Source organism: Chryseobacterium sp. 3008163 (assembly GCF_003669035.1).
Taxonomy (GTDB): domain Bacteria; phylum Bacteroidota; class Bacteroidia; order Flavobacteriales; family Weeksellaceae; genus Chryseobacterium.
Genome location: NZ_CP033070.1, coordinates 1493367 through 1514947, shown reverse-complemented (window position 1 = coordinate 1514947; position 21581 = coordinate 1493367). Strand labels below are relative to the sequence as shown.

At 36.0% G+C, this 21581-nt stretch carries 20 protein-coding genes; 4 read left to right on the top strand and 16 right to left on the bottom strand.

Annotation, left to right across the window (positions count from 1 at the left end):
• Positions 1–18 precede the first annotated feature (18 nt).
• From EAG08_RS06825 to EAG08_RS06790, 8 genes are all read right to left on the bottom strand, one after another.
• Positions 19–507 (bottom strand): GDYXXLXY domain-containing protein, encoded by a 489-nt coding sequence (locus EAG08_RS06825; RefSeq protein ID WP_129534800.1) that lies wholly within the window; start codon positions 505–507, stop codon positions 19–21.
• Positions 494–1567 carry a DUF4401 domain-containing protein gene (locus EAG08_RS06820; protein WP_129534799.1) on the bottom strand — a complete coding sequence of 358 codons (1074 nt, stop codon included), beginning with the start codon at positions 1565–1567 and terminating at the stop codon, positions 494–496. Before EAG08_RS06820 ends, EAG08_RS06825 begins: the two co-directional genes overlap by 14 nt.
• Entirely contained in the window at positions 1557–2513 is a 957-nt protein-coding gene (locus EAG08_RS06815) for a DUF2157 domain-containing protein (RefSeq protein WP_129534798.1), read from the bottom strand. Before EAG08_RS06815 ends, EAG08_RS06820 begins: the two co-directional genes overlap by 11 nt.
• Before the next feature lie 32 nt (positions 2514–2545).
• Positions 2546–2740, bottom strand: coding sequence for a hypothetical protein (locus tag EAG08_RS06810; RefSeq protein ID WP_129534797.1), 195 nt, complete (start codon positions 2738–2740; stop codon positions 2546–2548).
• A gap of 23 nt (positions 2741–2763) precedes the next feature.
• A complete protein-coding gene (locus tag EAG08_RS06805; RefSeq protein ID WP_129534796.1) occupies positions 2764–3414 on the bottom strand; it encodes a hypothetical protein in 651 nt (216 codons plus the stop codon).
• 66 nt (positions 3415–3480) lie between these two features.
• The gene (locus EAG08_RS21925) at positions 3481–3606 is read right to left on the bottom strand and encodes a DUF2695 domain-containing protein (protein ID WP_262696812.1); all 126 of its coding nucleotides are present in this window, start codon (positions 3604–3606) and stop codon (positions 3481–3483) included.
• Positions 3607–4014: 408 nt separating this feature from the next.
• Positions 4015–4590, bottom strand: coding sequence for a hypothetical protein (locus tag EAG08_RS06795; RefSeq protein ID WP_129534795.1), 576 nt, complete (start codon positions 4588–4590; stop codon positions 4015–4017).
• Between the two features lie 18 nt (positions 4591–4608).
• Positions 4609–10302, bottom strand: coding sequence for a DUF3320 domain-containing protein (locus tag EAG08_RS06790; protein WP_129534794.1), 5694 nt, complete (start codon positions 10300–10302; stop codon positions 4609–4611).
• 142 nt (positions 10303–10444) lie between these two features.
• Here EAG08_RS06790 and EAG08_RS06785 point away from each other — a divergent pair, with 142 nt between their 5' ends.
• The 4 genes from EAG08_RS06785 to pelA all read left to right on the top strand — a co-directional run bounded on the left by EAG08_RS06785 (position 10445) and on the right by pelA (position 13214).
• Positions 10445–10885, top strand: a complete 441-nt coding sequence (locus EAG08_RS06785; protein ID WP_228446804.1) for a cupin domain-containing protein — start codon at positions 10445–10447, stop codon at positions 10883–10885.
• Between the two features lie 112 nt (positions 10886–10997).
• Complete coding sequence (locus EAG08_RS06780; RefSeq protein ID WP_129534793.1) at positions 10998–12182, top strand: DUF4861 family protein; 1185 nt, start codon at positions 10998–11000, stop codon at positions 12180–12182.
• A gap of 10 nt (positions 12183–12192) precedes the next feature.
• Complete coding sequence (locus EAG08_RS21920; RefSeq protein ID WP_228446803.1) at positions 12193–12342, top strand: hypothetical protein; 150 nt, start codon at positions 12193–12195, stop codon at positions 12340–12342.
• Positions 12343–12356: 14 nt separating this feature from the next.
• Positions 12357–13214, top strand: coding sequence for a pectate lyase (gene pelA / locus EAG08_RS06775; protein WP_228446858.1), 858 nt, complete (start codon positions 12357–12359; stop codon positions 13212–13214).
• A gap of 169 nt (positions 13215–13383) precedes the next feature.
• On the opposite strand, the gene EAG08_RS06770 is transcribed toward pelA, so the two are convergent.
• The 8 genes from EAG08_RS06770 to EAG08_RS06740 form a co-directional block, all read right to left on the bottom strand.
• Positions 13384–15852: a glycosyl hydrolase family 95 catalytic domain-containing protein gene (locus EAG08_RS06770; protein ID WP_129534792.1), complete on the bottom strand. Its 2469-nt coding sequence runs from the start codon at positions 15850–15852 to the stop codon at positions 13384–13386.
• A 209-nt stretch (positions 15853–16061) separates the two neighbouring features.
• Positions 16062–16967, bottom strand: a complete 906-nt coding sequence (locus EAG08_RS06765) for an alpha/beta hydrolase (protein WP_129534791.1) — start codon at positions 16965–16967, stop codon at positions 16062–16064.
• A 161-nt stretch (positions 16968–17128) separates the two neighbouring features.
• Entirely contained in the window at positions 17129–17893 is a 765-nt protein-coding gene (locus EAG08_RS06760) for an alpha/beta hydrolase (RefSeq protein WP_129534790.1), read from the bottom strand.
• Positions 17881–18027 carry a hypothetical protein gene (locus tag EAG08_RS21315; protein WP_164998536.1) on the bottom strand — a complete coding sequence of 49 codons (147 nt, stop codon included), beginning with the start codon at positions 18025–18027 and terminating at the stop codon, positions 17881–17883. The genes EAG08_RS06760 and EAG08_RS21315 overlap by 13 nt, the downstream gene beginning before the upstream one ends.
• A gap of 60 nt (positions 18028–18087) precedes the next feature.
• A complete protein-coding gene (locus EAG08_RS06755; protein WP_129534789.1) occupies positions 18088–18429 on the bottom strand; it encodes a cupin domain-containing protein in 342 nt (113 codons plus the stop codon).
• A 227-nt stretch (positions 18430–18656) separates the two neighbouring features.
• A complete protein-coding gene (locus EAG08_RS06750) occupies positions 18657–19394 on the bottom strand; it encodes a rhamnogalacturonan acetylesterase (protein ID WP_129534788.1) in 738 nt (245 codons plus the stop codon).
• A 104-nt stretch (positions 19395–19498) separates the two neighbouring features.
• Positions 19499–20479 (bottom strand): pectinesterase family protein, encoded by a 981-nt coding sequence (locus EAG08_RS06745; protein WP_129534787.1) that lies wholly within the window; start codon positions 20477–20479, stop codon positions 19499–19501.
• A 189-nt stretch (positions 20480–20668) separates the two neighbouring features.
• Positions 20669–21571, bottom strand: a complete 903-nt coding sequence (locus tag EAG08_RS06740; protein WP_129534786.1) for an alpha/beta hydrolase — start codon at positions 21569–21571, stop codon at positions 20669–20671.
• Positions 21572–21581: the final 10 nt, after the last annotated feature.

Genomic DNA, 21581 nt, shown 5'->3' with positions numbered 1-21581 from the left:
AAAATTTTGACTTACATTTTATTTAATCTGTTTTAAATTTTCACCATAAAGCCCTGTCAATAAACTGTTTCCTTCCTTGTCAACTTTGACGGCTCCGTATTTTGCTTTCTCGTATTTTTCGCCTTGTCCTTCCTGAAAAAAGAAAGATTCTGCACCAATGTTGATGTTCCAATTATCGGACGAGGTGTAATTAATCAAATATTCACCATCCTTTAAAGGAGTTTTGTTTTTCTGAAACCGCTGCCTCTGTGCAATACCATTTTTATCTAATGTTACCACGCAATATCCTCGTTTGGGAAGCATTTCAGAATTTAAATCTTGCGATATGCTGTATCTCAGACTCATGTAATCACCCTGCATCAAAGAACGCGGATCAACGGGAGCTAATGATAGTAAAATTAACTTTCCATCTTTTAAAAGCTCTTCTTTTTTTGAAACAGAAAAATTAAAATACACCAAAAGAATCAAAAGGTTCAGAATAATAATCAACCATTTATATTTTTTCATCTGATTTAAGTTTTTTGTGAGTTAAAAAGTACAGTCCTAAAAATAAAATTCCCGAACAAAACATAGCGATCGATTTTGTAAGCAAAGTGTAATGAAGATCGTAATAATATTGAGATACAAAATAAATGAAAGCAACAATTCCGATGATCAGACTCGTTTTGTAATTGACCAGAAAACTTAAAAGTATAATCAGGAGAGCTCCTGAAATTGCCGGAGAAAACAGGGTTGGCAGCAAAATAAAGATTGAGAGTAAATAAATCGCCCATTTTTCTTTACTTTTTTTAATGCTTAGTAAATCAAAAAGATGAGAAATTACATAGAGAATCGCTGCAATAATGCTGACAGAAGACGTCCAGATGTACTCCGGAGAAAGTTCTGCGATGTCCATTTTTCCTATAATAATTAATCCCGCCAAAAAAGAAAATACCAATGCTATTCGTACCGGATTATAAAGTTTTGAAACTGTCTTATTGTTCTTTATCAGTTGAGCTTCTTTTAAATAGACAAAACTGACCAAAAATACCATCACGGAAAGATAGACATGAATAAGATCACCGTAGTCATTCGAAATTAAAAGCGTTAAAAATGCTCCGCTGATAATCAAAACCGAAACAAACGAAATAATGTACGCCTGAACAAGTGATAATGTGCATGCCGCAACAAGAATGAAAGCCAAACTAATTGCGTTTTCGTCTAATTCATTATGAGATAAACCCATTCCTAAAAGTATATACCCAATGATATAGGCCGAAATACTTACGGTGTCAACAATAGTACTGTCAATACTTTTATTGATGAAAATTCCGGAAATAATAAGCAAAACTCCAACAATCAATAAGCCGATCTGAGAATCATACAAACCCGCAATAAAAAGGAAGCCGATAAAAAAACAACTTGCCAATAGTCCTCCAAAAATAGAAAGAATTTTTACAGCCAAAGATTGGTCGCTATTTGTCTTTTCGTAAGCTGAAGCAATTTCTTCTTCGTTAAATTGTATTGCTCGTTCCTGTTTGCCATTAATAAAACTGATGAGCTCCTGTATTTCTTCTTTAGTTTTCATTTTTCCATTTTTTTTGAAGATGAATAAGATTAATGACCACCATTGTTACGCTTCCGATGACGAAAAAAGTAGCAAAGAAAAACATGCTTCCGTCATCAGAAAATTTAAATAACAAAGAGGTAATCATAATGATCATGCTGAACGGAATAACCGACAGATAAAAACCACTCTTTGATTTCAATCCATGCCAGATTCCGAGAGGATAAAGGATTAAAACGATACATAAAAACAAACCGGAAAAAGTTTTAAAATCATCAAAAATAACGATTGTCATTCCTATCGTAGCGCAAACAGCGATTGCCAATGCTAAAATGTGTGTAAACCATAGAGGGATTTTCAGTTTTAGCTTCGGTTTTTGAATGATGAAACTGCCAGTTAAAATTGCTGAATTGAAAGCCAAAAGCAAAGTGGCAATTAGAATTTCATCCCAATCTTTAGCGACCTGTTGTGTGTAGAGAATAAAAGTTGTGTTAACCAAAACAAGAAAAAGCATCCACAATGGCGCAAAATTACTGATGAAAACCCATAAAGCGACGAAAAGAGTCCATGCTAAAAAGAAATCGTAGGCATTGGCTCCGGTTTGGTAAATCTGTCCGAAGACCGCAAACAAAACTCCCACCAGAACCGAAGCCCCTGTGAGAATAATATTCCGGACATTTTCATTGATTTTCGGAATTAATGCAACAATGGTAGTTGTGACCAAAAGTACTTCCACAATGCCGAGTTTGAAAAATTTGTTCAGGTCTGCCCAGTTATAGGCAAAAAAGAATATAATTCCGGCGGTGGCAAAACCAATTCCGAGGGTAATAAAGAAAAGCCGCAGAAATTTTTTCCACATTTCCTTATCATTGTATTCATGATTTTTCAGAAGCCGATTGAGTTCCTGCTCCGTCATGTCGCTGTGACGGCTGAGGATGTGGATGTCTTCTCTTGTTATGTTTTTCATTCAATTGTTTTTAGATCTTTCCCTTTCCCAAACTATTTTTTAACCTCGTAATGACCTCTTGCTGAATTCCATGAAAGTTTGTTTTGATTCTCTTTCCAAAACTTCATCCACCATTCCGCATTTTTTGATTCATCAAAATTTTTATCACCAAAAAGCATTGCCAGATAAGAAAATGTATAAGCGTCTGGATTGCAATATATAGCAGGATTTCCTTTTTCTTTTGGCATTTCATCTAATTTATAGATTCTTTTCAGGCAGCTTGTTGTAATCTGATCTTTTGAGCATTAGGTTGTAGTGAAATGATTAATGCCTTCACAGCCGGTAAACTGCTTATTTCAGGAATTTTAGAATTCTCAAGCTTTATCGGTTTAAATTCCTCAACAGGTTTGTTATTTAAATAATCCTGCCATTTACTTTTGAGTTCCTCAAGTTCTTTTTTGCTGGAATCAATGGTGACGAATCCAAAGTTCTTTTTGGTTAGGCTTTGGAGAATCTGATTTGCTCTTCCAGCGACGGTAAACAAGTCGTTTTGAAATTCCAATCCTTTTCCTTCAAAAATAATGTCGCCGTTTGAAATTCTATCCCAGATAATTAACCGGCTTGTTCCTTTAAGTTTTGTTTCTGAATTATTGGTGAGTTGAAGAGCTATAGATTTTTGATATTCTGTGTTACTGAGGTGGTGATTCGCCGATGCATTTAAAGTTAAAAAAACTTCGCTCCAATATTCATCATGCAAATTTTTTTCAAGAAGCTGAGATGATGAAAGTTTTTGAGCTTCATCGTACATTTCTTTAGTGTAATTCTCAATATTTTGCTGACTCCAGGAAGTTAATAATCTTTGCGAAAAAGATAGATTGAAAGACAGCAAAAGAAGGATATACAGAGTTTTTCTTTTCATCATGGTTAGATTTATTTTATAGTTTATCAAATATACAAATTGTCAGTTTTAGTCAGACTTTAATTTCTACTATTCAAACTTTTCTTCCACATTATAAAGCACTTCACAATCGCAAAAACCACCGTTTTCTTTTAGCCAGTTTTCAACTTCTCCGATATTCGTAATATGATTCGTTTCTAAAAACTGCTTTGACATTTTTAAACTGTCATCACAATCATTATCTTCAAGTTTTTCATCCAGAAAATCAAATAGATTTTGAAAGATTTCATGCGAAATGAGAAGGCTTTTTTCAAATTCAATTTTAGCTTTTTCCTATAATTCTTTTTGAATTTGCTTTCGTCTTGCTTTTTCGGTTTTGTTTGGCATATTTTACTAATTTATCACAATGTTTAAGAGATTAATTGTAAACCTCCGCAATTATTTTTGTCGCTTCATCCTTTGCATGTTCACTATTTTCAAAAGTACGTGAGTAAAAATAAAATAGCGCAACCTGAAATTTTGGCAATTCAATAAAGATAAAATCATTTATGTTATGGAAGAAGTGAAAGTTTTTATTTTTCGTTTTAAAAATTACCAAAGAATTTAAGTTTTTAACTTTGGATTTTATAATAACTCTTTTTGTGCATTTCTTAGTTGAGTAATTGCTTTTTCAGGAGAAAATTCGATTTCTTCTCTCATTATTGCCAAAGGAATATCTTTTAAAAACTCAATGAATTCAGATGATTTTGCTTTCTTAAAGGTTCTTCTAAACTCTAAAAGTTGGAATTTATATTCAATAATTTCTAGCCATCGAATTATGTTTTGTATTTGTTCTAAACTATAAAATGAATCAGTTAAGTTAATATTAGTTAGAATAGAATTAATTTGACTTTCTATATTGGCTAGTAAATTATTATTGCAATCTGCACAAACCGGAATAGTTGTTTTATTATAAGTCTGTTCAATACTATTCATATTATTTGTGAAAAATTTCTTAGTACAGTTTTCAAATACCCAACGTGGAATTACATGTTCTTTAGTTAAATTTGATGTAGTCGCACAAAAAGCACATATTTCTTTTTGCAATTTAAAGTTGTTCTGACTTCTCGAAACATTACGATTTATGACATCATCGATAATTTTCTTTGAATTACGTCTTAATTGGATTCGTAGATTCTCTAGTTTTACATCAATTTCCATAATAGTAAATTTGAGTTCTTACCCCAAAACAATTCTCTCATCAACCTCTTGCAGTAAACCCTTCCCAATTAACTCCTCCACACAAAACTTCACCACCGCATCGATTTGAGAACCCACTTTAGCAAACCCAAAAGTCTTGCAAACCGCACGAATCAATTCCTCTTTATTCAGACTCAAACTCGAATGCATTAATTCCATCATGGCCACCGAAATTTCTTCAGGCGCAATCTCATCAATCAGCCTTTTTTCTGCAGAATTATCTCTGTAAAAATCGAGATTTTGAGGTTGTGAATTTTCGCTCCAGTAAAATTTCTGATAACTTTCTGTCGTTTGAATATTCGGAATTGAATTCAAGGTTTCCAAAAGATACGTATTCAGTTTTCCACCGGCTCTCGAGGTGTTCCAAAGCTTAAGAATCTTCCTAAACAAAGCATTCTGACTGATTGGCGATTCTGTATCAATAATTGTTTTAATCTGACTTAAAAGAATCGGTCTTTTTTCAAAAAGATAAATCGAATCCGAGTTGGCATTGATTGCAGGACTTAAATTTGCTGCAACGTACGGTATCATTTTCGAAGGTTTTTCTGCTTCCGAAACTTCACTCAAATAGATTTTTTCAGCAGTTTTTAGTTCGATGATTTCTTCCTTTTTTTCTTTGACCAGCGTTTTTATTTTTTCCAGTTCAACCTGAATTTTCTCAACGATTTTTTCTTTATTTTTAATCCAGTCCAGCGTCCAGATTCTGAAAACATTCCATCCTAAACCTTTCAACACATTGGGTACAAGCAGTTCGCGGTCATTGGTGGTGTGAATGTTAAAATAATTCTCACTGTCCAGCAAAATAGCCATAAGATATTCACTTTCGTTTTCAGGATCAATGATTCCGATGTCGATTTTATATTCTGAAGTACCAATGTTGGTTTTAATTTTCAAACCGTTTTCTTCAAGCGTTTTCGCAATTGAATTCACCATCAGTTTCTGCTGAGTGACGGTTTGATTTGAGTTTTGATACACCAATCCTTTTTCAGAAAAATTCAGGAAGTTTTTCAATCCCAAAACGCCTTCCGAACTCGTTCTGTTCATGTCGATCTGGTCGCCTTTTAATGAAGAGAAAACCTTCATTTCGTAGCGGGCTCTCGTTACGGCAACATTCAGTCGTCGCCAGCCTCCGTCACGGTTGAGCGGACCAAAATTCATCGAGACTTTTCCTTCCTCATCGGGTCCGTAACCAATTGAGAACAAAATAATATCTCGCTCGTCACCCTGTACATTTTCCAAATTTTTAATGAAAATAGGCTCTTCAGAGTTGATGACAAACTCTTCCAGATGAGGGTTTTCCTGAAATAATTTCTGCTGCAAATCTTCAATCAGACTTTGCTGAGTCTGGCTGAAAGTCACTACGCCAATCGATTTTTTATTCTGGTTTTCGAGATGAATTCTGATGAATTCAATAATCGCTTCTGCCTCATTTTTATTGGTTCTCGTTTTTCCTTTGTCATAAAATCCGTCCACAAATTCAAACGTTACTTTTCGGTTCAAATCATCTGGAGAAGGAAAAGTAAGCAGTTTATTATCATAAAAATGAGCGTTTGAGAAAGAAATCAAACTTTCATGCTTGCTTCGGTAATGTCTCAGTAAATAATTGGAAGGAATCGAAAGCGCCAGACAGTCATCGAGAATACTTTCCAGATCTTCGAGCTCAAAATTTTCTTCATCCACTTTCTGTGATGCAAAGAAACTCGTCGGTGGCATCTGTTTCGGGTCACCTACAATGATCGCCTGTTTTGCCCTTGCCAAAGCACTTACTGCCTCAGAAGTCGGCAACTGTGAAGCCTCATCAAAAATCACTAAATCAAAATGCTCTTCATTCACATCAAAATATTGTGCCACCGAAATGGGACTCATCAACATACAAGGTTTTAATCTTGGAATCAAGGTCGGAATCTGATCAAACAGCTTCCTGATGGATAAACCTCGACCTTTGTTTCGAATCGCTTTCTGTAAAATCCCGATTTCTGAGCTTTGTACAGCTTCCTGAGAAAAATTCGGAATACGGTCGCTGAGCTTCATCGTAAGCTGATTTTTCGTCAGTTCTGTAAATTCTTTGTGTAGATTTTTGTGCTGCTGAATCTGCGATTCGTAAATATTGGCATCAAAACCGTTCAATGTTCCCGAACTGTAAATGGTTTTAATGAATAAATTCAGATGAATGATTTTTTCAAATTCGAGTTCCAAAGATTCTGTGTCGAGCCACCCTTGTTCAAGGAAGTTGATGAACCAATTTAAATTTAAATCTTGTGCTTTTTCTTTTAAGGCATTAAAATTAATCCAGTCTTCCAACTGATGAATATTCTGTACAACCGTCTGCAAATCGGCTTCGTTGGGAATTTCATCCACGTATTCAAGAAGATTGTTTTCTGCGGCTTGAAGTTCTTTCAGTTTTTCAACTTCTTCAGAAAGGTTCTGACTGTTGTTTTGTTTTAATGAAAAATCTTTAAGCCATTCCGGAAAATTTCTAATCGATATTTTTTGGGCTAAATCTTTTGCATTTTCAATGGTTTTTAAATCTTTCTCAATCGCCAAAATATCAAATAAACTTCCGTTAAAATAAAGGTTCTTCACTAATGAAAGTGCGTTGTAATGAAGATTTGAAAGTTGATTCTTAAGCTGCTGATAATTTTCAAGCTTCTCAAAAAGTCCGTCAATCTGCACATCAGATTCAATTCCTGATTTTGCGTAACCGTTCAGTTGTTGTTTTACTTTTCTCTGTTTAAACCATTTCGGAATAAACCACGTATGTTTTGCCTGATTCCACAACAATTTTAATGAAGCAAAATCAATATTTAAAATGGAAGAATTAAAATTGGAAGTAATTTGATTTTCAGTTTGTTGAAACTGAGTCTGCTGAGTCATCCAGTTTTTAAATAAATTCAGTTGACCTTCATTAAAAACCAAATCAACCAAACCCGACTTCACCGGATTATCCTTTAAAAATTCAAGAATTTCCACACTGTCAGCATTGGAAACTTCCTCGAGCTGAAACTGTTTTTTAATCTGCTCCGCCGAATTTTTCTTTTCGTTAAACTGAGAAATCGCTGAAAGAATCAGATTTTTATTTTCAAACTGATGGCTCGCCGTTTTGATCGGTCGCAGAGCATGAAGCGAAGGCTGTCCGATTTTCTGCACAATTGATGCAAACGGAATCAACCAGTCTTTCCACTGATTCCAGTTGAAGACATCGGCACTTTCCAGAGGAAAATTGATGTGGAAACGTTCATCAGCTTGTACGTGATTGGTCTCCAGAAAGGCGATGGTTTCAAACAAACTCCAGCCAATGTTAAATTTCTGATGGAGTTCATTCACATATTTTCCGAGTTCTTTTTTGCGCTCGTCGAGACGTTTTGCCTCTTCGTGATAGTCGGCATTGATTTTATATTTCGGAACTTCCAGCGTTCTTTCAAACTGTTTCAGAACATCCGATTTTTTAGATTTATTGGAATGTAATTCGAGGCAAAATGCACCCAAACCAATATTTTCCAGACGGTGATGAACCACATCCAAAGCGGCCTTTTTAGCAGCCACGAAAAGTACTTTTTTATCATTCGACAAAGCATCGGCGATGATGTTGGTGATCGTCTGTGATTTTCCGGTTCCGGGAGGACCATGGAGAATGAAACTTTTGTTGAGGTTGGCATTTTTCACCGCATTCAACTGAGAATTATCGGTTGAAATGGGCAAAACTAATTCGGATGCTGAAATATTTTCCAAGCTTTCAACATCATTTTCTACACTTTCCAAAGTTCCGATCAGGCGTCCGTCGATTAGACTTTTTACAATCGAGCTTTTCTGAATTTCTTCTGAATATTTTGAAATATCCTGCCAAAGAATCAGCTTGTTAAACGAGAAAATTCCCAAAACCAATTGTTCCAGAACATCCCAGCCTTCCAAATTCAGAACTGCATTTCTGATGATCGCCAAGACTTTTGGAACATTAATTCCCGATTCGTCCATCGGAAGATTTTCGAGGCTGTTGATGTTGAGTTTGAATTCCTGTTTTAAATATTCCAGCAATGTAATGTTAATCATGGTTTCCTCCTCACGGCTTCGAAGCGTAAATTTAGAATTGACCGATTTCCTCGACAGTTCGACAGGAATCAATAAGATCGGAGCCAGCCTCTGGATGTCTTTATTTTTAGGTTCAAACCATTTCAACAATCCGATTCCCAGATACAGTGTGCTTTTTCCGTTCTCTTCTTCGGCGAGTTTTGCGCTTCGGTAAAGGTTCGTGAGAATGTTGTCGAGATCATCCTGATGATAATAGGTAAGCAATTTGTTGTATTTAAACTCATCTTCAGCCAGTTTAAAAAGAGGTTGTGACTGATGCAAAGGTTCGCCATACAAATTGTATTTTCTAAGAACTGCCTGATTGTTATCGGGAAGAATCGTGAATGATTTTCCATCGGCTAAATTATCTTCAAGAACATTTGTTTTAATATCAACCAGCTGCAACATACTTTTGGTAAACCGCAGATTGAGAAGATTGTTTCTGAGCGATAAATCTAATAGTTTCCTTTCCCAGACTTTTTGTTTGGTTAAATTTGAAAAATCAGTCAGTTCGAGATCGTCATATTGAGTTCCCAGATCAAAATCCTGATCCAGTTTCGTTGAGTGTTGAGTGGAATTAAATTCCTGAGTCTGCACCGTTTCATTTTTAAGAAGTGGGAGAGGAGAAATTCCTGCCGATCTTGCATTTTTAATATCCAATGACAACAGAAATCTTGAAGAATCCATCAGTTGAGTTTCCGCAGAATTCATCGCATCTTTGAATGAAATTTGGGTTCCTCTGCATAGGCTGGTCGATTCAATTAAGGCAATTTCTTTAATTCCTGAAGCAATCCTTTTGGAAATCGCCGCCTGATCGAGATTGACCATCCCGTCAAACCGCTGATCATCAAGCCAAACTCCGACAAAGGCGTGACCTTCAGTCACAACGATAATCGGATTTAAATCAATCGCTTCCAGACACGCTGCAAACAAAAGAGAAATATCAATACAGTTCCCGAATTTCGTTTCTAAAATAGTGTCCACAAGTCTAATTCTTTGTCCGCTCTTTTCAAAGCTTGGCGGCATCGAACTGTAGATCAAATCGAGATTCTGAATTGCTTTATAAATAGCCGAAACCATCTGTAAAACTCTTTCTTTGCTTTTCTGCTGGTAGCCTTCAAAGGATGGCGTCAGTTTATTTCTCGCTAAAATATCAATCGCATCGGCTTTCAGTTTGTACAACGTAGTGTTATTGGAAAGAACATACGAAGCCAAAAGTTGCGGATAAGATTGTAGCCCACCGAAATAATCCATCGGCAGAACTTCTATGCTGAAAATTTTCTCGTAAATTGATTCTCCGTCCTTAAAAACCTGGATTTTAATCTGATCTAAATCTTTTTCCGTCAGTCTTTTCAGCAAAGCGTTATTAAAAACAAAGTTGAAAAGCGAGATTTTATACAGCGCATTCGCCTTAATTTTATCAATGTAGACATCATATTTTTCAAACAAACCCAATGAAGATGTAATCTGAAGGTTCAGATTTTCAAAATCTTCAGTCACTTCTTTGAAAGCAATGCACTGCAGAAAAGGATATTGATTTAAGCAAAAAGTATAGTTGAAATAAGGGCTGTGCTGTATCTGTAAGTCAAACGGAATAATCTGATTCATAAATATTTTTTGTGATGGTCACTCTCTTTTTCAGGAGAGAATGCAATTTATAAATAAAACAGATATTGACAAAATGGATTTAGGTAATGGATGTGTTTTTAAGATTCTTAAATTCGATTTTTTTTCATATAATTACCAAAGAATGAAAAGATTAAACAAATTTACAGCAGTCATAGTCATCAGTGTCGTGTGTCAACAAATGGGATATGCTCAAAAAGTACCTGAAACAAAGCAGGTTTCTAATTATACAATAGAAAACTGTGTCAACCAATTCGATTTGTCTAAAGCAAAAAAAACAAATTCAGGTTATCAATATTGGTTTGCCGACAAAAAGTTCACTGAAGAAAACACGTTGAAGATGAGCATCGTGGAACCCGGAAAATCAACACATGCGCCACATCGTCATCCTGAAGAGGAATTTTTTTATATTTTGGAAGGAAAAGCTTCTTTTTATCTTGACGGTAAAACGGTGGAAGCAGGTCCAAATACGAGTTTATATTGTCCACCAAATTCGGAACACGGAATTAGCAATGCAGGAGATAAAGACTTGAAATATCTGGTGATAAAGAAAGATTTACGTTAAAATCGTTGCATTGCGGATTTTCAATGATTAGAATAAAAAGTTTTAAGAAATATTTAAGGCTTAAGATCAAAGAAATATTCAGAATATTTCTACTTTTGAGAAAACAACATTTATGTTCGAACAAAAAATAGTAAAATTGAGTTTTAGTTGTGCAATCGTTTGCACGGTTACAAATTTTATGAATGCGCAAACTTCAATTCAGGTAAAAAATACTCAGAATTTTGCAAGAAATGAAATAGTTTCTGTTTCAACAAAGCAGTTGAAAGCCTATTTAGGGAAAAATAAAGCAGAAGATTTAAGAATAAAAGATTCCCAAAATCAATATCTTCCCATTCAATGGATTGATAATGATGGCGACGGGAAAAATGATGAGCTACTTTTTCAGGCGAAATTAGATGCAAAGAAAATGAATTCATACATGATTGTTGCAGATGCCAATATACCAATTCCAGAAAGTGAGGTAACAACATATTCAAGATTAGTTCCCGAAAGAGTAGATGATTATACCTGGGAAAATGATAAGGTGGCGTTCAGAGTATACGGTCCGAAAGGTCAGGCAGAAGCTTTGGCAAAAGTAAAAGGAAGTACACTTTCCAGCGGTGTCGATATCTGGTTTAAAAGAACCGAAAAATCTATAATTAATGAATGGTATAAGGGCTATCTTACCGATCCGATGTACTATCACAAAGACACTAGAGGCGAAGGGTATGATCCATATCACGTCGGAGACAGCCGTGGAACGGGCGGAATCGGAATTTGGAAGGATGAAAAACTGCAGGTTTCCCAAAACTTTGTAACGTCAAAAACAATTGCTGAAGGTCCGTTGAGAACTGTTTTTGAACTGACGTATGCGCCGTGGAGTGAATTTGGGGTAAAAGAAACCAAAAGAATTTCTCTTGATCTTGGTTCAAATTTTTCTAAGTTCGAGTCAACTTTTGAAACAGAAAAACCTGTTCCGAATTACACCATCGGAATTTCGTTACATAAAAATGAAGGCGAATCTAAGCTGACTGACAAAAACGGATATTACCTGCACTGGGAAAAAATTGATGATGCTTTTGTGGGCGAAGGAATTGTGGTAGATCCGAAAATCGTTCAGAAATCTGTAGCTTTCAAATCTGAAACACCGGATCAGAGTAATCTGCTGGTCGTAACGAAACCTCAGAAAAAACTGACGTATTACGCAGGTTTTGCATGGCAGAAAAGCGGACAGATTCAGACACAGAAAGATTGGGAAAAACTTTTGCAGAAAAAGGCTAAGATGGTTGCCAATCCTTTAATAATTACTATTAAATAACTAATTCAAAATGATTAATTTAAAACTGACTATAGCTTCATTTTGCTTGGTAACATCGGCATTTTCAGCACAGATAAAAGATACTTTAGCAGAAAAAATGATGATGTATCAACTTCCGAACGGCGGTTGGGGAAAACATAACAGCGACAAAAAAATGTAGATTATACTGTAAAAATAGATTCGAAACTTTTAAAAATAATCAAAGCCAACGACAACGATCTTGCAACCATCGACAACAATGCAACGTCAAAAGAAATCAACAGTTTGATAAAGGCTTACAACACGACAAAAAATCCGGTTTATCTGAAATCAGCAGAAAAAGGAATTGAGTATTTGCTTTCGATGCAGTATGAAAATGGCGGATTTCCGCAATATTTTCCAAACTCAGCAATCTACAGAAAGCAGGTGACATACAATGACAACGCGATGATCAATGTACTGACGATTTTGTATAATATTTCAGAGGGAAAAGAAGGTTTTGATGTGGTCAATTCTCAGTTGAAAGAAAAGTCGAAAGTGGCAGTACAAAAAGGTATCGACTGTATATTAAAAACTCAGATTCTGCAAAACGGAAAATTATCGATCTGGGCAGACCAGTACAATGAAGTTACTTTAAAACCTGAAAAGGCCAGAGCTTTTGAACCGATGTCATTGGCAACAGGAGAATCAGTCAATATTGTAAAATTCTTGATGATGCAATCCGTAACTCCGGAGATCGAAAAATCAATAAGATCAGCCATTCAATGGTTTAAAGAAAGTAAAATTGACGGTTACACGTACAATGTTTCGAAAGAAAGTGAAAAAGCAATTCGTACTTTAAGCAAGAAAGAAGGTTCTGCAGTGTGGGCAAGATTTTATGATATTCCGACGAATAAACCTGTTTTTGGAGATCGTGACGGAAGTGTGAAATTTAATTATGAAGACGTTTCTGAAGAGCGCAGAATGGGCTACAGCTGGTACAATGAAGCGGGAATAAAACTGATTGAAAATGAATTTCCGAAATGGCTGAAGAGGAATAAATTAACGCAATAGATTATTAATAACCTAACAGGTTTTCAAAATCTATGAGATTTGATATAAAACGAAATCCTGACGCGAAAAAGTGTCAGGATTTTTTGTATTTATATCCCACAGATCTCACAGATTTACACGGATTTTTATGCGTAATGATCTGTGAAAATATGTGAGATCTGTGGGAAACCTATTTCGCTCCAAAAGTGTAAACTCCACCTTTTTCAGTCTTAAAATCAAATATTTCCGTCTCTGGAACTACAAAACCTTTCAGCTCTGCTTTCGTAGATTTCAAAGGAGTTTTGACAGCATCAATTTGATAATATTCATTTGGATTTTCTCCTTTTGCTGAGATGAAATTTGTTTTAGACTTTAAATTTTTCGCCACTCTGATTCTCGCGTTTCCTCCTAAAGCAGATTTTACAACTAATTTTGTCAGTTTAGAATTTTTCCAATCCATATCAATTTCAAAACCGCCTCTGGCTTTTAATCCTTTTACAGAACCGTTTGACAAAGCATCGGGAAGTGCAGGCAATAGATAAATGTATCCGTCATAACTTTGTAGTAACATCTCAGCGATTCCTGAAGTGCAGCCAAAATTTCCATCGATTTGGAAAGGCGGATGTGCATCCAGAAGATTAGGATATGTTCCGCCGGATTCACCTTTATTATCGGTAGGAGCAGGTGATAATTGATCTGAAATTAATTTAAAAGCACGGTTTCCGTCTAGTAATCTTGCCCACCAGTTCACTTTCCAACCCATCGACCAACCTGTAGATTTGTCGCCACGGTAAATCATTGAATTTTTTGCAGCTTCAGCCAATTCGGCATTTCTTAGCGGTGAAATTTGTCCGGAAGGAAACAATCCGTACAAATGAGAGATATGTCTGTGTTTATCGTCGGTTTTGTCCATATCGGTGAGCCATTCCTGCAGCTGTGCATGTTGCCCGATTTGCATTGGCGGAAGTTTAGATAAAGCTGTTTTTATTTCATCCGAAAGATTTTTGTCCTGATTTAAAATTTTTGAAGCATTGATGAAATTATTAAATACATCAAAAACCAATTGATTATCCATCGTTGTTCCCGCAGTGATGCTTACGTTTTTGAAGTATTTATTTTCAGGCGACATCGATGGGGAAACCACCAGATATTTTTTTGAAGGATCTTGTTGAAGAACGTCTAAGTAGAACAAGGCGCAACCTTTCAAAGCCTCATAATTTTTCTTTAAAAATTCTTTATCTCCGGTGTACAGATAATGATTCCAGATGTGCTGGGTCAACCACGCTCCGCCCATCGGCCACATCCCGTAGAAACCGCCATCCACAATTCCGGTGATTCTCCACAAATCTGTATTGTGATGCATATTCCATCCTCTGGCTTTGTACATTTCTTTTGCAGATTCCTGTCCGGTTACCGACAAATCCTGAATCATATCAAACAAAGGCTCGTGCATTTCGCTGAGGTTGGTATTTTCAGCAGGCCAGTAATTCATTTCTGTATTGATGTTGACCGTGTATTTGCTGTCCCAAGCGGGATTAAGCTGATGATTCCAGATCCCCTGCAAGTTGGCGGGTTGAGTGCCTTGTTGCGATGAGGAAATCAAAAGGTAACGCCCAAACTGGAAATACAAAGCCACCAAATCTGGATCTTGTGAATTTCCGAATTCTTTAATTCTGATATTGGTTGTTTTCTTAGCTTGTTCTGTTGTTCCTAAATTTAAACTTACCCGTTTGAAATATTTTTGGTATTTTTCAATGTGAGCCTTTAATTCAGCATCATATTTTTTGTTTAAAGCCTTATTTAAATATTCCGAAACTCTTGCGTCCGGATTTCCGGAAAGATCATTATATTTTTTGAAATTCGTAGCAATAGAAACGTAAATTACAACTTCATCGGCTCCCGAAATGTTAAGCTGATTTTTTGTTGAGGTCAATTTTCCACCTTTTAAAACGGGGAAAGCGACGGTTTTAAAATTGATCTTCCCGGTTTTATTGTCCAAAGAACCGCTCGTTCCATTAATGACCAATTGATTTTTCTCTGTGAAAATAGAATTGATTTTGTGTGGAGTAGAGGCGTTTACCGAGAAATTTAAACTTCCTTTTTTGCTTGAAGATAATTTAATTATGACCACATTATCGGCAAATGATGAGAAAATTTCACGCTTGAAAGTCACACCATTCACTTTGTAGGAAACTGTGCTGACTGCTTTTTCAATGTCTAAAGTCCGGTTGTAGTTTTTAAAATTTTCATGACCTTTAAAATCTAAAAAAAGATCGCCCATCGTCTGATACGGCATTCCGTAATTCAGGTCTTTCGGAGCCGTTCTTGGATAGGTTGTATTGGTTAAATCCTGTGCCTTTTCAAACTGACTTTCATTGATTAACCTTCTCACTTTCTGAATACTGTCAAACGTGTTTTTCGGGACATTATTTCCCGGTTCGCCTGCCCAGATTGTCTCTTCATTGAGCTGAAGATGCTCCTGAACAGCGCCTCCGAAAATCATTGCTCCCAGCCTACCGTTTCCTATAGGTAAAGCTTCGTTCCAATTTTCTGCAGGTTTGTTGTAGGTTAATTTGAGATTCTGCTGTGCAAAAGTTGAAACAGAGATCAACGTTCCACAAGCGAGTAAGATTATTTTATGTTTGATTATTCTTAGCATTTCTAAATTGTTTTTGTTAAACGCAAAGGCGCAATATTGTTTAAATTATAGTACTTTTAAGGCGCAAGAAAATCGAAGATTTTCAGCAAGGAATAAATTAATACACGTTAAATTTTATCGAAGATAAAATCTTTGCGCCTTAAAAAAAATGAGTTTGTCAATTTTCTTGCGCCTTAGCGATTAACTATTTTTTAATTGCTCATTTCCCGTTACTTATTACTAATATTCTGGAGCCAATCTGAGCAGATTTTTTTCCAGTTATCTGTCAGTTCAGTTTTATTTGAAATTCCGATATTGTGTTCACCTTCCGGAAAAATGAAAACTGCTCCTTTCACTTTATTTTTAATCATCGCTTCGTAGTACATGATACTGTTGACGGCAGGAACAGCGGGATCATTTTGAGCATGAAATAAAATCGTTGGCGGTGTTTTCTCTGTCACGCGATTCTGCATAGAATATTCTTTGATTTTTTCTGGGGAAGCATTTTCTCCTAATAGATTTACTCGGCTTCCTTTATGAGCAAATTCTCCCAAATCAATAACAGGAGAAACCAAAATTGCAAAATTAGGAATCGGTGAAACACTTGTCCAGTCACCTTTCAATTCAGTATAATCGGTTGGAATATTACTTACCATTGTTGCCAAATGTCCACCTGCTGAAGTTCCCAAAACTCCGATCTGATCGGGAGAAATTCCATATTGGGAAGCATTTTTTCTGATTAATTTTATTGCAGCCTGAATATCCTGAAGAGGTCCGATTTCTCTCTGTTTTAAATCAGGAGAAGTGGGCAGACGATAGTTTAAAACGAAAGCCGAAATTCCTAAAGTATTGAGCCATTTTGCATAGGAATATCCACCCAAATCATAGGTCAAATGTTTGTAACCACCACCTGGAATGACAATGATAGCCATCTTTTTTCTTTCCTCTTTGGCAGGCAGAAAAGCGAACAGTTCGGCTTCCTGAATTTGGGTAATGCGACCTTCTTTTTCTTCAACGATGTTTAATTTTAAACCCTTGGAATTGGGCATTTCACCTTTTGTCCAAACGGTTAATTTTTGCTGAGCTGAAATTTGATTAAGGAGAAAAATTAATATGAGGAAAGCTGCTTTTTTCATTGATTTTAAAATTTGATGTTTTTCGATAATCGCAAAGGCGCAAAGTTTTTTAATGAGATACTGTTTTTAAGGCGCAAGACACTTTGGTAAGCTCAGTGTGACAGTGTAATTGCAGAATTTCTGAGGCAAATTTTAAAGCATTTTAAATTACTCATTACCTATTACTTATTGCCAATACTCAAAAGCCAGTCTGCACACAGTTTTTTCCAGTTTTCGTTCAGTGGATCTTTATCGGTGACAAAAAACCGATGCCCGCCTTTAGGAAAAATAAACATCGCTCCTTTCACTTTATTTTTTGTCATTGCCTTGAAATACAAAATGCTGTTCATCGACGGAACTGCGGTGTCGTCCTGATTATGAAACAAAATCGTTGGTGGCGTTTTTTCAGTTACCAGATTTTGCATTGAATATTCCTTGATTTTTTCCAGCGAAGCGTTTTCTCCCAATAAACTATCACGACTTCCTTTGTGTGCATATTCGCCCAGATCAATGACCGGACAAAACAGAATCGCAAAATTCGGAATGGTTGAAATGTTTTCCCAATCGCCTTTTAGCTCTGTATAATCTGTCAACATATTGCTTGCCATTGCCGCCAAATGTCCACCTGCTGAAGTTCCGACAACGCCAACCTGATTTGGAGAAATCCCCCATTGAGCCGAGTTTTTTCTGATGTATTTGATAGCAGCCTGAATATCTTGCAATGGCGCAATTTCTTTTTGTATTAAATCGGGCGAAGTTGGCAATCTGTAATTCAACACAAAAGCCGAAATACCTAAAGTATTCATCCATTTTGCGATCTGAAAAGCACCTTCATCGTAAGTTAGTTTCGAGTATCCACCACCGGGAATGATGATAACAGATTTTTGATTTCTCTCCTTTATGGGCGGCAAAAAAGCAAAAAGTTCAGCTTCTTTTAATTCTGCCAATTCTTTTTCTTTTTGGTCTTTGAAGCCAAAATTTTCGAGTTAGGCATTTCACCTTTTGGCCAAAGAATAATTTTTTCCTGAGCTGAAAACTGAATGAAAAAGAGAATTATAAATACAAAAATTGCTTTTTTCATAGTTTTAAAATTATAAACCTCACAGGTTTTTTTAAATCTGTGAGGTTTGATTTTGTAAATTTAATCTTTTAGGAAATCTTCTCTAAACGGTGTGAATGCATCAATCAGCTTACCAGCTTCCAGACATTTTACCCCATGGAAAATATTCGGCTGGGCGAAAAATCCGTCGCCTTTTTGTAAAATTTTAGTTTTTCCGTCAACGGTTACTTCGAATTTTCCTTCTGCAACATACGTGATTTGCGAATGAAAATGTTGGTGTAATGTTCCAACCGCATCTTTCTCAAATTTAACGATGACCATCATGACCTGAGAGTTGTATCCCACAAACTGTCTGGAAACACCGCTTCCTAAATCTTCCCACTCGGAATTGCTATCGAAAAATGGCTCTTTTTTGAAATTCATATTTTTTATTTTTACTGTATTCTTTTGAAACAAAAGAATCAAAAATTCAAGACTTGGAAAATTCCACTAAAATTTTAAATTAAATCCTAAAATTCCCAAACTCGTGCGGATTGAAAATGGTTTGTCTTAAGATAATCTTTGCCGCACTCAAACAGTGGGAATTTTTTAACGGATTAAATTTAAATTTTCTTAACGCTCCATTTTCCTATGTCATTTAAATTATTGAGTTATTTAATATATTTTTCCAGACCGGTTTTTAAATCCTTCAAGGACTTTACCGCAAGTTTCGCCACAGTTTCTGCGCCCAACCTTGACAAATGCGTATCATCCGCTTTGTCTTTATCGTAATATGCATTTTCTCCAGCTTTAAAATGAAGGTGCAAAAGTTTTGATTTTTCAGGACCTGCTGAAATTTCCATTTGTTCGGTCAGTAACTGCATGTCTATGAAAGCAACTTTCATGTCATCTGCAACCATTCTCACCACCAACGGATAATCGGTGTGAGTATCAATTAAAACTCCATTTTCGTTGAAGTTTCTTCTTGTAATAGAAGTCATTAAAATAGGTGTTGCACCTTTAGCTCGTGTCTCATTCACATATCTTTCCAAATTGGCTCTATATTGTGTATATGGATTCGTAAATTTTGTTGAATCTTTCAATTTTTGATCATTATGGCCAAACTGGATTACAACGAAGTCACCTTTTTTTAATTGTTTTTCCACTTTGTCCCATCGTCCTTCTGTTCGGAAACTTTTTGAGCTTCTTCCGTTCATTGCATGGTTTTGAATTTCAATTCCATTGGTCATGAATTGTCCTAAAACCTGTCCCCAACCATGTTCCGGGTTTTTATCGGGATTGTCTTTGTTGGACATTGTTGAGTCGCCGATCAGAAATAAGGTTGGTTTTTTCTGCGCCAAAATTAAAGTGGAAACTGCAAGGCTAAATATTAAAAGTATTTTTTTCATTTTTTGAATTGATTTGTTTGAAGATGCTTCGACAAGCTCAGCATGACATTTCTAATACTAGCTTTTTTGAAACAACATTTTGTTTAATTTATTTTTAGTGAATATTAATAATTATTGCCTGTATTCGGATTCCAATCTCCGAAAATATTTTTAAGGGTGTATTTTTTTGCTTCTTTTTTTGTTAACTGATGCGACCATTGAACTCTTTGAGAAGTATTTCCGCCTTCGCCTTTGCTGTTGTATTCTGCATAGTAAGCAGTTTTATCTTTATCGGGAAACATTTTGTCACCTTTCCACGGATTCCAGCCTTCAGGAAGAATGTGACTTCCCATTTCGGTGTTGATGAAAACTGTTCTTGCATAAGGTCTCCAAGGTCTTCCCAAAAATACTTTGTTGATGCCTTCTTTGGCAATTAATTTACAGTCGAAAAATACATAGCCAAACCCTTTACTCTGATCTGTTGATGCCGCCGTAAGGTAAGAATTGGCTAAACTTTTTATCGTACAGTTTTTAAAAACTACCGTTGCCGAACCAAAAATAAAGTCGGTTGTGCCTTCGATAAAACAGTTCTCGTAATATTGTCTGCTGTGATTTCCGCCAGTGTAAACGGTGTCCTGACAACCTGAAATTTTAGAATCTTTGACGATAAAACGGTCACCTTCTACATGAAGTGCAACGGCCTGTCCCTGATTACATGATGCATTTTGAATGGTCAGATTATAAACTTTAACATCATCAGACATTACCAAAAGCGTGTATGAGTTGAAGGTTGTCATTTTCTCATTCAAAGCATCTAGTTTTCCGGAATAGTCGTCATTGGTAATGATAGTGTTTTCCTTATTTTCGCCCTGTAAAGTGATTTTATGTTTGGAGGATGGAATAACGATTTTCTCGTGATAAGTTCCCGCTTTAATTTTAACTAAAGCTTCGCCCGGACCCAAGTCTCTGATGGATGTTATGGCTTTCTGAATGGAAGTGAATTGTCCGCTTCCGTCTTGTGCAACGGTTATTGTGATGTATGGATCAGTTCCTGCCAAAAGTAAATTGGTGATGGAAATGAAGAGTATTAAAAGTAGTTTTTTCATAAACATATTTTATGATTGATTCTTAATTTTTTTAACGCAAAGATTTAATTTCTTGGTGTTGATATTTTTAAGGAGCAAAGGATGCGAACGAGTCGCTTAAGCTTGAATTAAAAGTGAGCTTATATTCTTTGCTCCTTAAAAGTTATTCAATTTTATAATAAATCTTTGCGTTTTAATTTTATCTAAACCTTATTTCAATACTTTATCCAAAAACTCCACCGTCAGATTCAAAGTTTCTGTGAACCATGGTTCGGCAGACCAGAATGAATGAGGAGTATCTTTAATTTCGTGGTATTCTGTAAAGATATTGTGGCTTTTTAAAATCTTCATCATGTCATCTCTTCCAGCATGAAAACGGGGCTGAGAAGAATTGATGAATAGAGTAGGAGGCGTGTTCTTGCCAACGTATTCCAAAGGTGAAGCTTCGGTCCAGTTTTTAAGATTGACATTTCTGTCTCCGCCCAACCAATAGGCTGCATAAGTGCTTTCTTCAGCTTCAGGATGGATGAAAGAAACAATTCCATCTAAGTTTACGATTGCTTTTATTTTGTTCTTGGATTTCACACCGACCAAAGTGGCGATTTGTGCTCCTGCTGATTCGCCTAAAACTGCCATTTTTTTGGTGTCCAAAGAATATTTTTTCTTGTTTTTCTTTAAAAAATGAATGGCATTTTCAACATCATTATTTGCGGCAGGGTATGCTGCGACCTCACTCAAACGGTAACCAACGGCGATGGCAACATAACCTTTGGCTGCCAATTCTTGAGCCATGTATTTTTCGTTCTCCTTGCTTCCCGAAATCCAGCCGCCACCATGAACTAATGCGATTCCCGGATGTTTTTTGGATTTATCGAGAGGATAGTAGATATCTGCTTTTAAAGATAGTCCGTTAATGTTGGAGTACTCAACATCTTTATCAATTCCGATGTTGGGCGGAACTGGTCTGTTCAGCGGAGTGATGAACGGATGTTTCTTTTTTAGTTTTTCATACGTTGCTTCGTTGGTGTAAGGAGTAGCATTCGGCTTTGTCTGACCGAATGCTGTTGCTCCTACAAAAAAAACAAAAAGAAAATATAGTTTGTGAAAACTCATATTCAATGAA

Bases quoted from the DNA above. Each gene is read 5' to 3' on its own strand.
- EAG08_RS06825 (WP_129534800.1), bottom strand. From the start codon at position 507: ATGAAAAAATATAAATGGTTGATTATTATTCTGAACCTTTTGATTCTT.
- EAG08_RS06820 (WP_129534799.1), bottom strand. From the start codon at position 1,567: ATGAAAACTAAAGAAGAAATACAGGAGCTCATCAGTTTTATTAATGGC.
- EAG08_RS06815 (WP_129534798.1), bottom strand. From the start codon at position 2,513: ATGAAAAACATAACAAGAGAAGACATCCACATCCTCAGCCGTCACAGC.
- EAG08_RS06810 (WP_129534797.1), bottom strand. From the start codon at position 2,740: ATGCCAAAAGAAAAAGGAAATCCTGCTATATATTGCAATCCAGACGCT.
- EAG08_RS06805 (WP_129534796.1), bottom strand. From the start codon at position 3,414: ATGATGAAAAGAAAAACTCTGTATATCCTTCTTTTGCTGTCTTTCAAT.
- EAG08_RS21925 (WP_262696812.1), bottom strand. From the start codon at position 3,606: ATGTCAAAGCAGTTTTTAGAAACGAATCATATTACGAATATCGGAGAA.
- EAG08_RS06795 (WP_129534795.1), bottom strand. From the start codon at position 4,590: ATGGAAATTGATGTAAAACTAGAGAATCTACGAATCCAATTAAGACGT.
- EAG08_RS06790 (WP_129534794.1), bottom strand. From the start codon at position 10,302: ATGAATCAGATTATTCCGTTTGACTTACAGATACAGCACAGCCCTTAT.
- EAG08_RS06785 (WP_228446804.1), top strand. From the start codon at position 10,445: ATGAAAAGATTAAACAAATTTACAGCAGTCATAGTCATCAGTGTCGTG.
- EAG08_RS06780 (WP_129534793.1), top strand. From the start codon at position 10,998: ATGTTCGAACAAAAAATAGTAAAATTGAGTTTTAGTTGTGCAATCGTT.
- EAG08_RS21920 (WP_228446803.1), top strand. From the start codon at position 12,193: ATGATTAATTTAAAACTGACTATAGCTTCATTTTGCTTGGTAACATCG.
- EAG08_RS06770 (WP_129534792.1), bottom strand. From the start codon at position 15,852: ATGCTAAGAATAATCAAACATAAAATAATCTTACTCGCTTGTGGAACG.
- EAG08_RS06765 (WP_129534791.1), bottom strand. From the start codon at position 16,967: ATGAAAAAAGCAGCTTTCCTCATATTAATTTTTCTCCTTAATCAAATT.
- EAG08_RS21315 (WP_164998536.1), bottom strand. From the start codon at position 18,027: ATGAAAAAAGCAATTTTTGTATTTATAATTCTCTTTTTCATTCAGTTT.
- EAG08_RS06755 (WP_129534789.1), bottom strand. From the start codon at position 18,429: ATGAATTTCAAAAAAGAGCCATTTTTCGATAGCAATTCCGAGTGGGAA.
- EAG08_RS06750 (WP_129534788.1), bottom strand. From the start codon at position 19,394: ATGAAAAAAATACTTTTAATATTTAGCCTTGCAGTTTCCACTTTAATT.
- EAG08_RS06745 (WP_129534787.1), bottom strand. From the start codon at position 20,479: ATGAAAAAACTACTTTTAATACTCTTCATTTCCATCACCAATTTACTT.
- EAG08_RS06740 (WP_129534786.1), bottom strand. From the start codon at position 21,571: ATGAGTTTTCACAAACTATATTTTCTTTTTGTTTTTTTTGTAGGAGCA.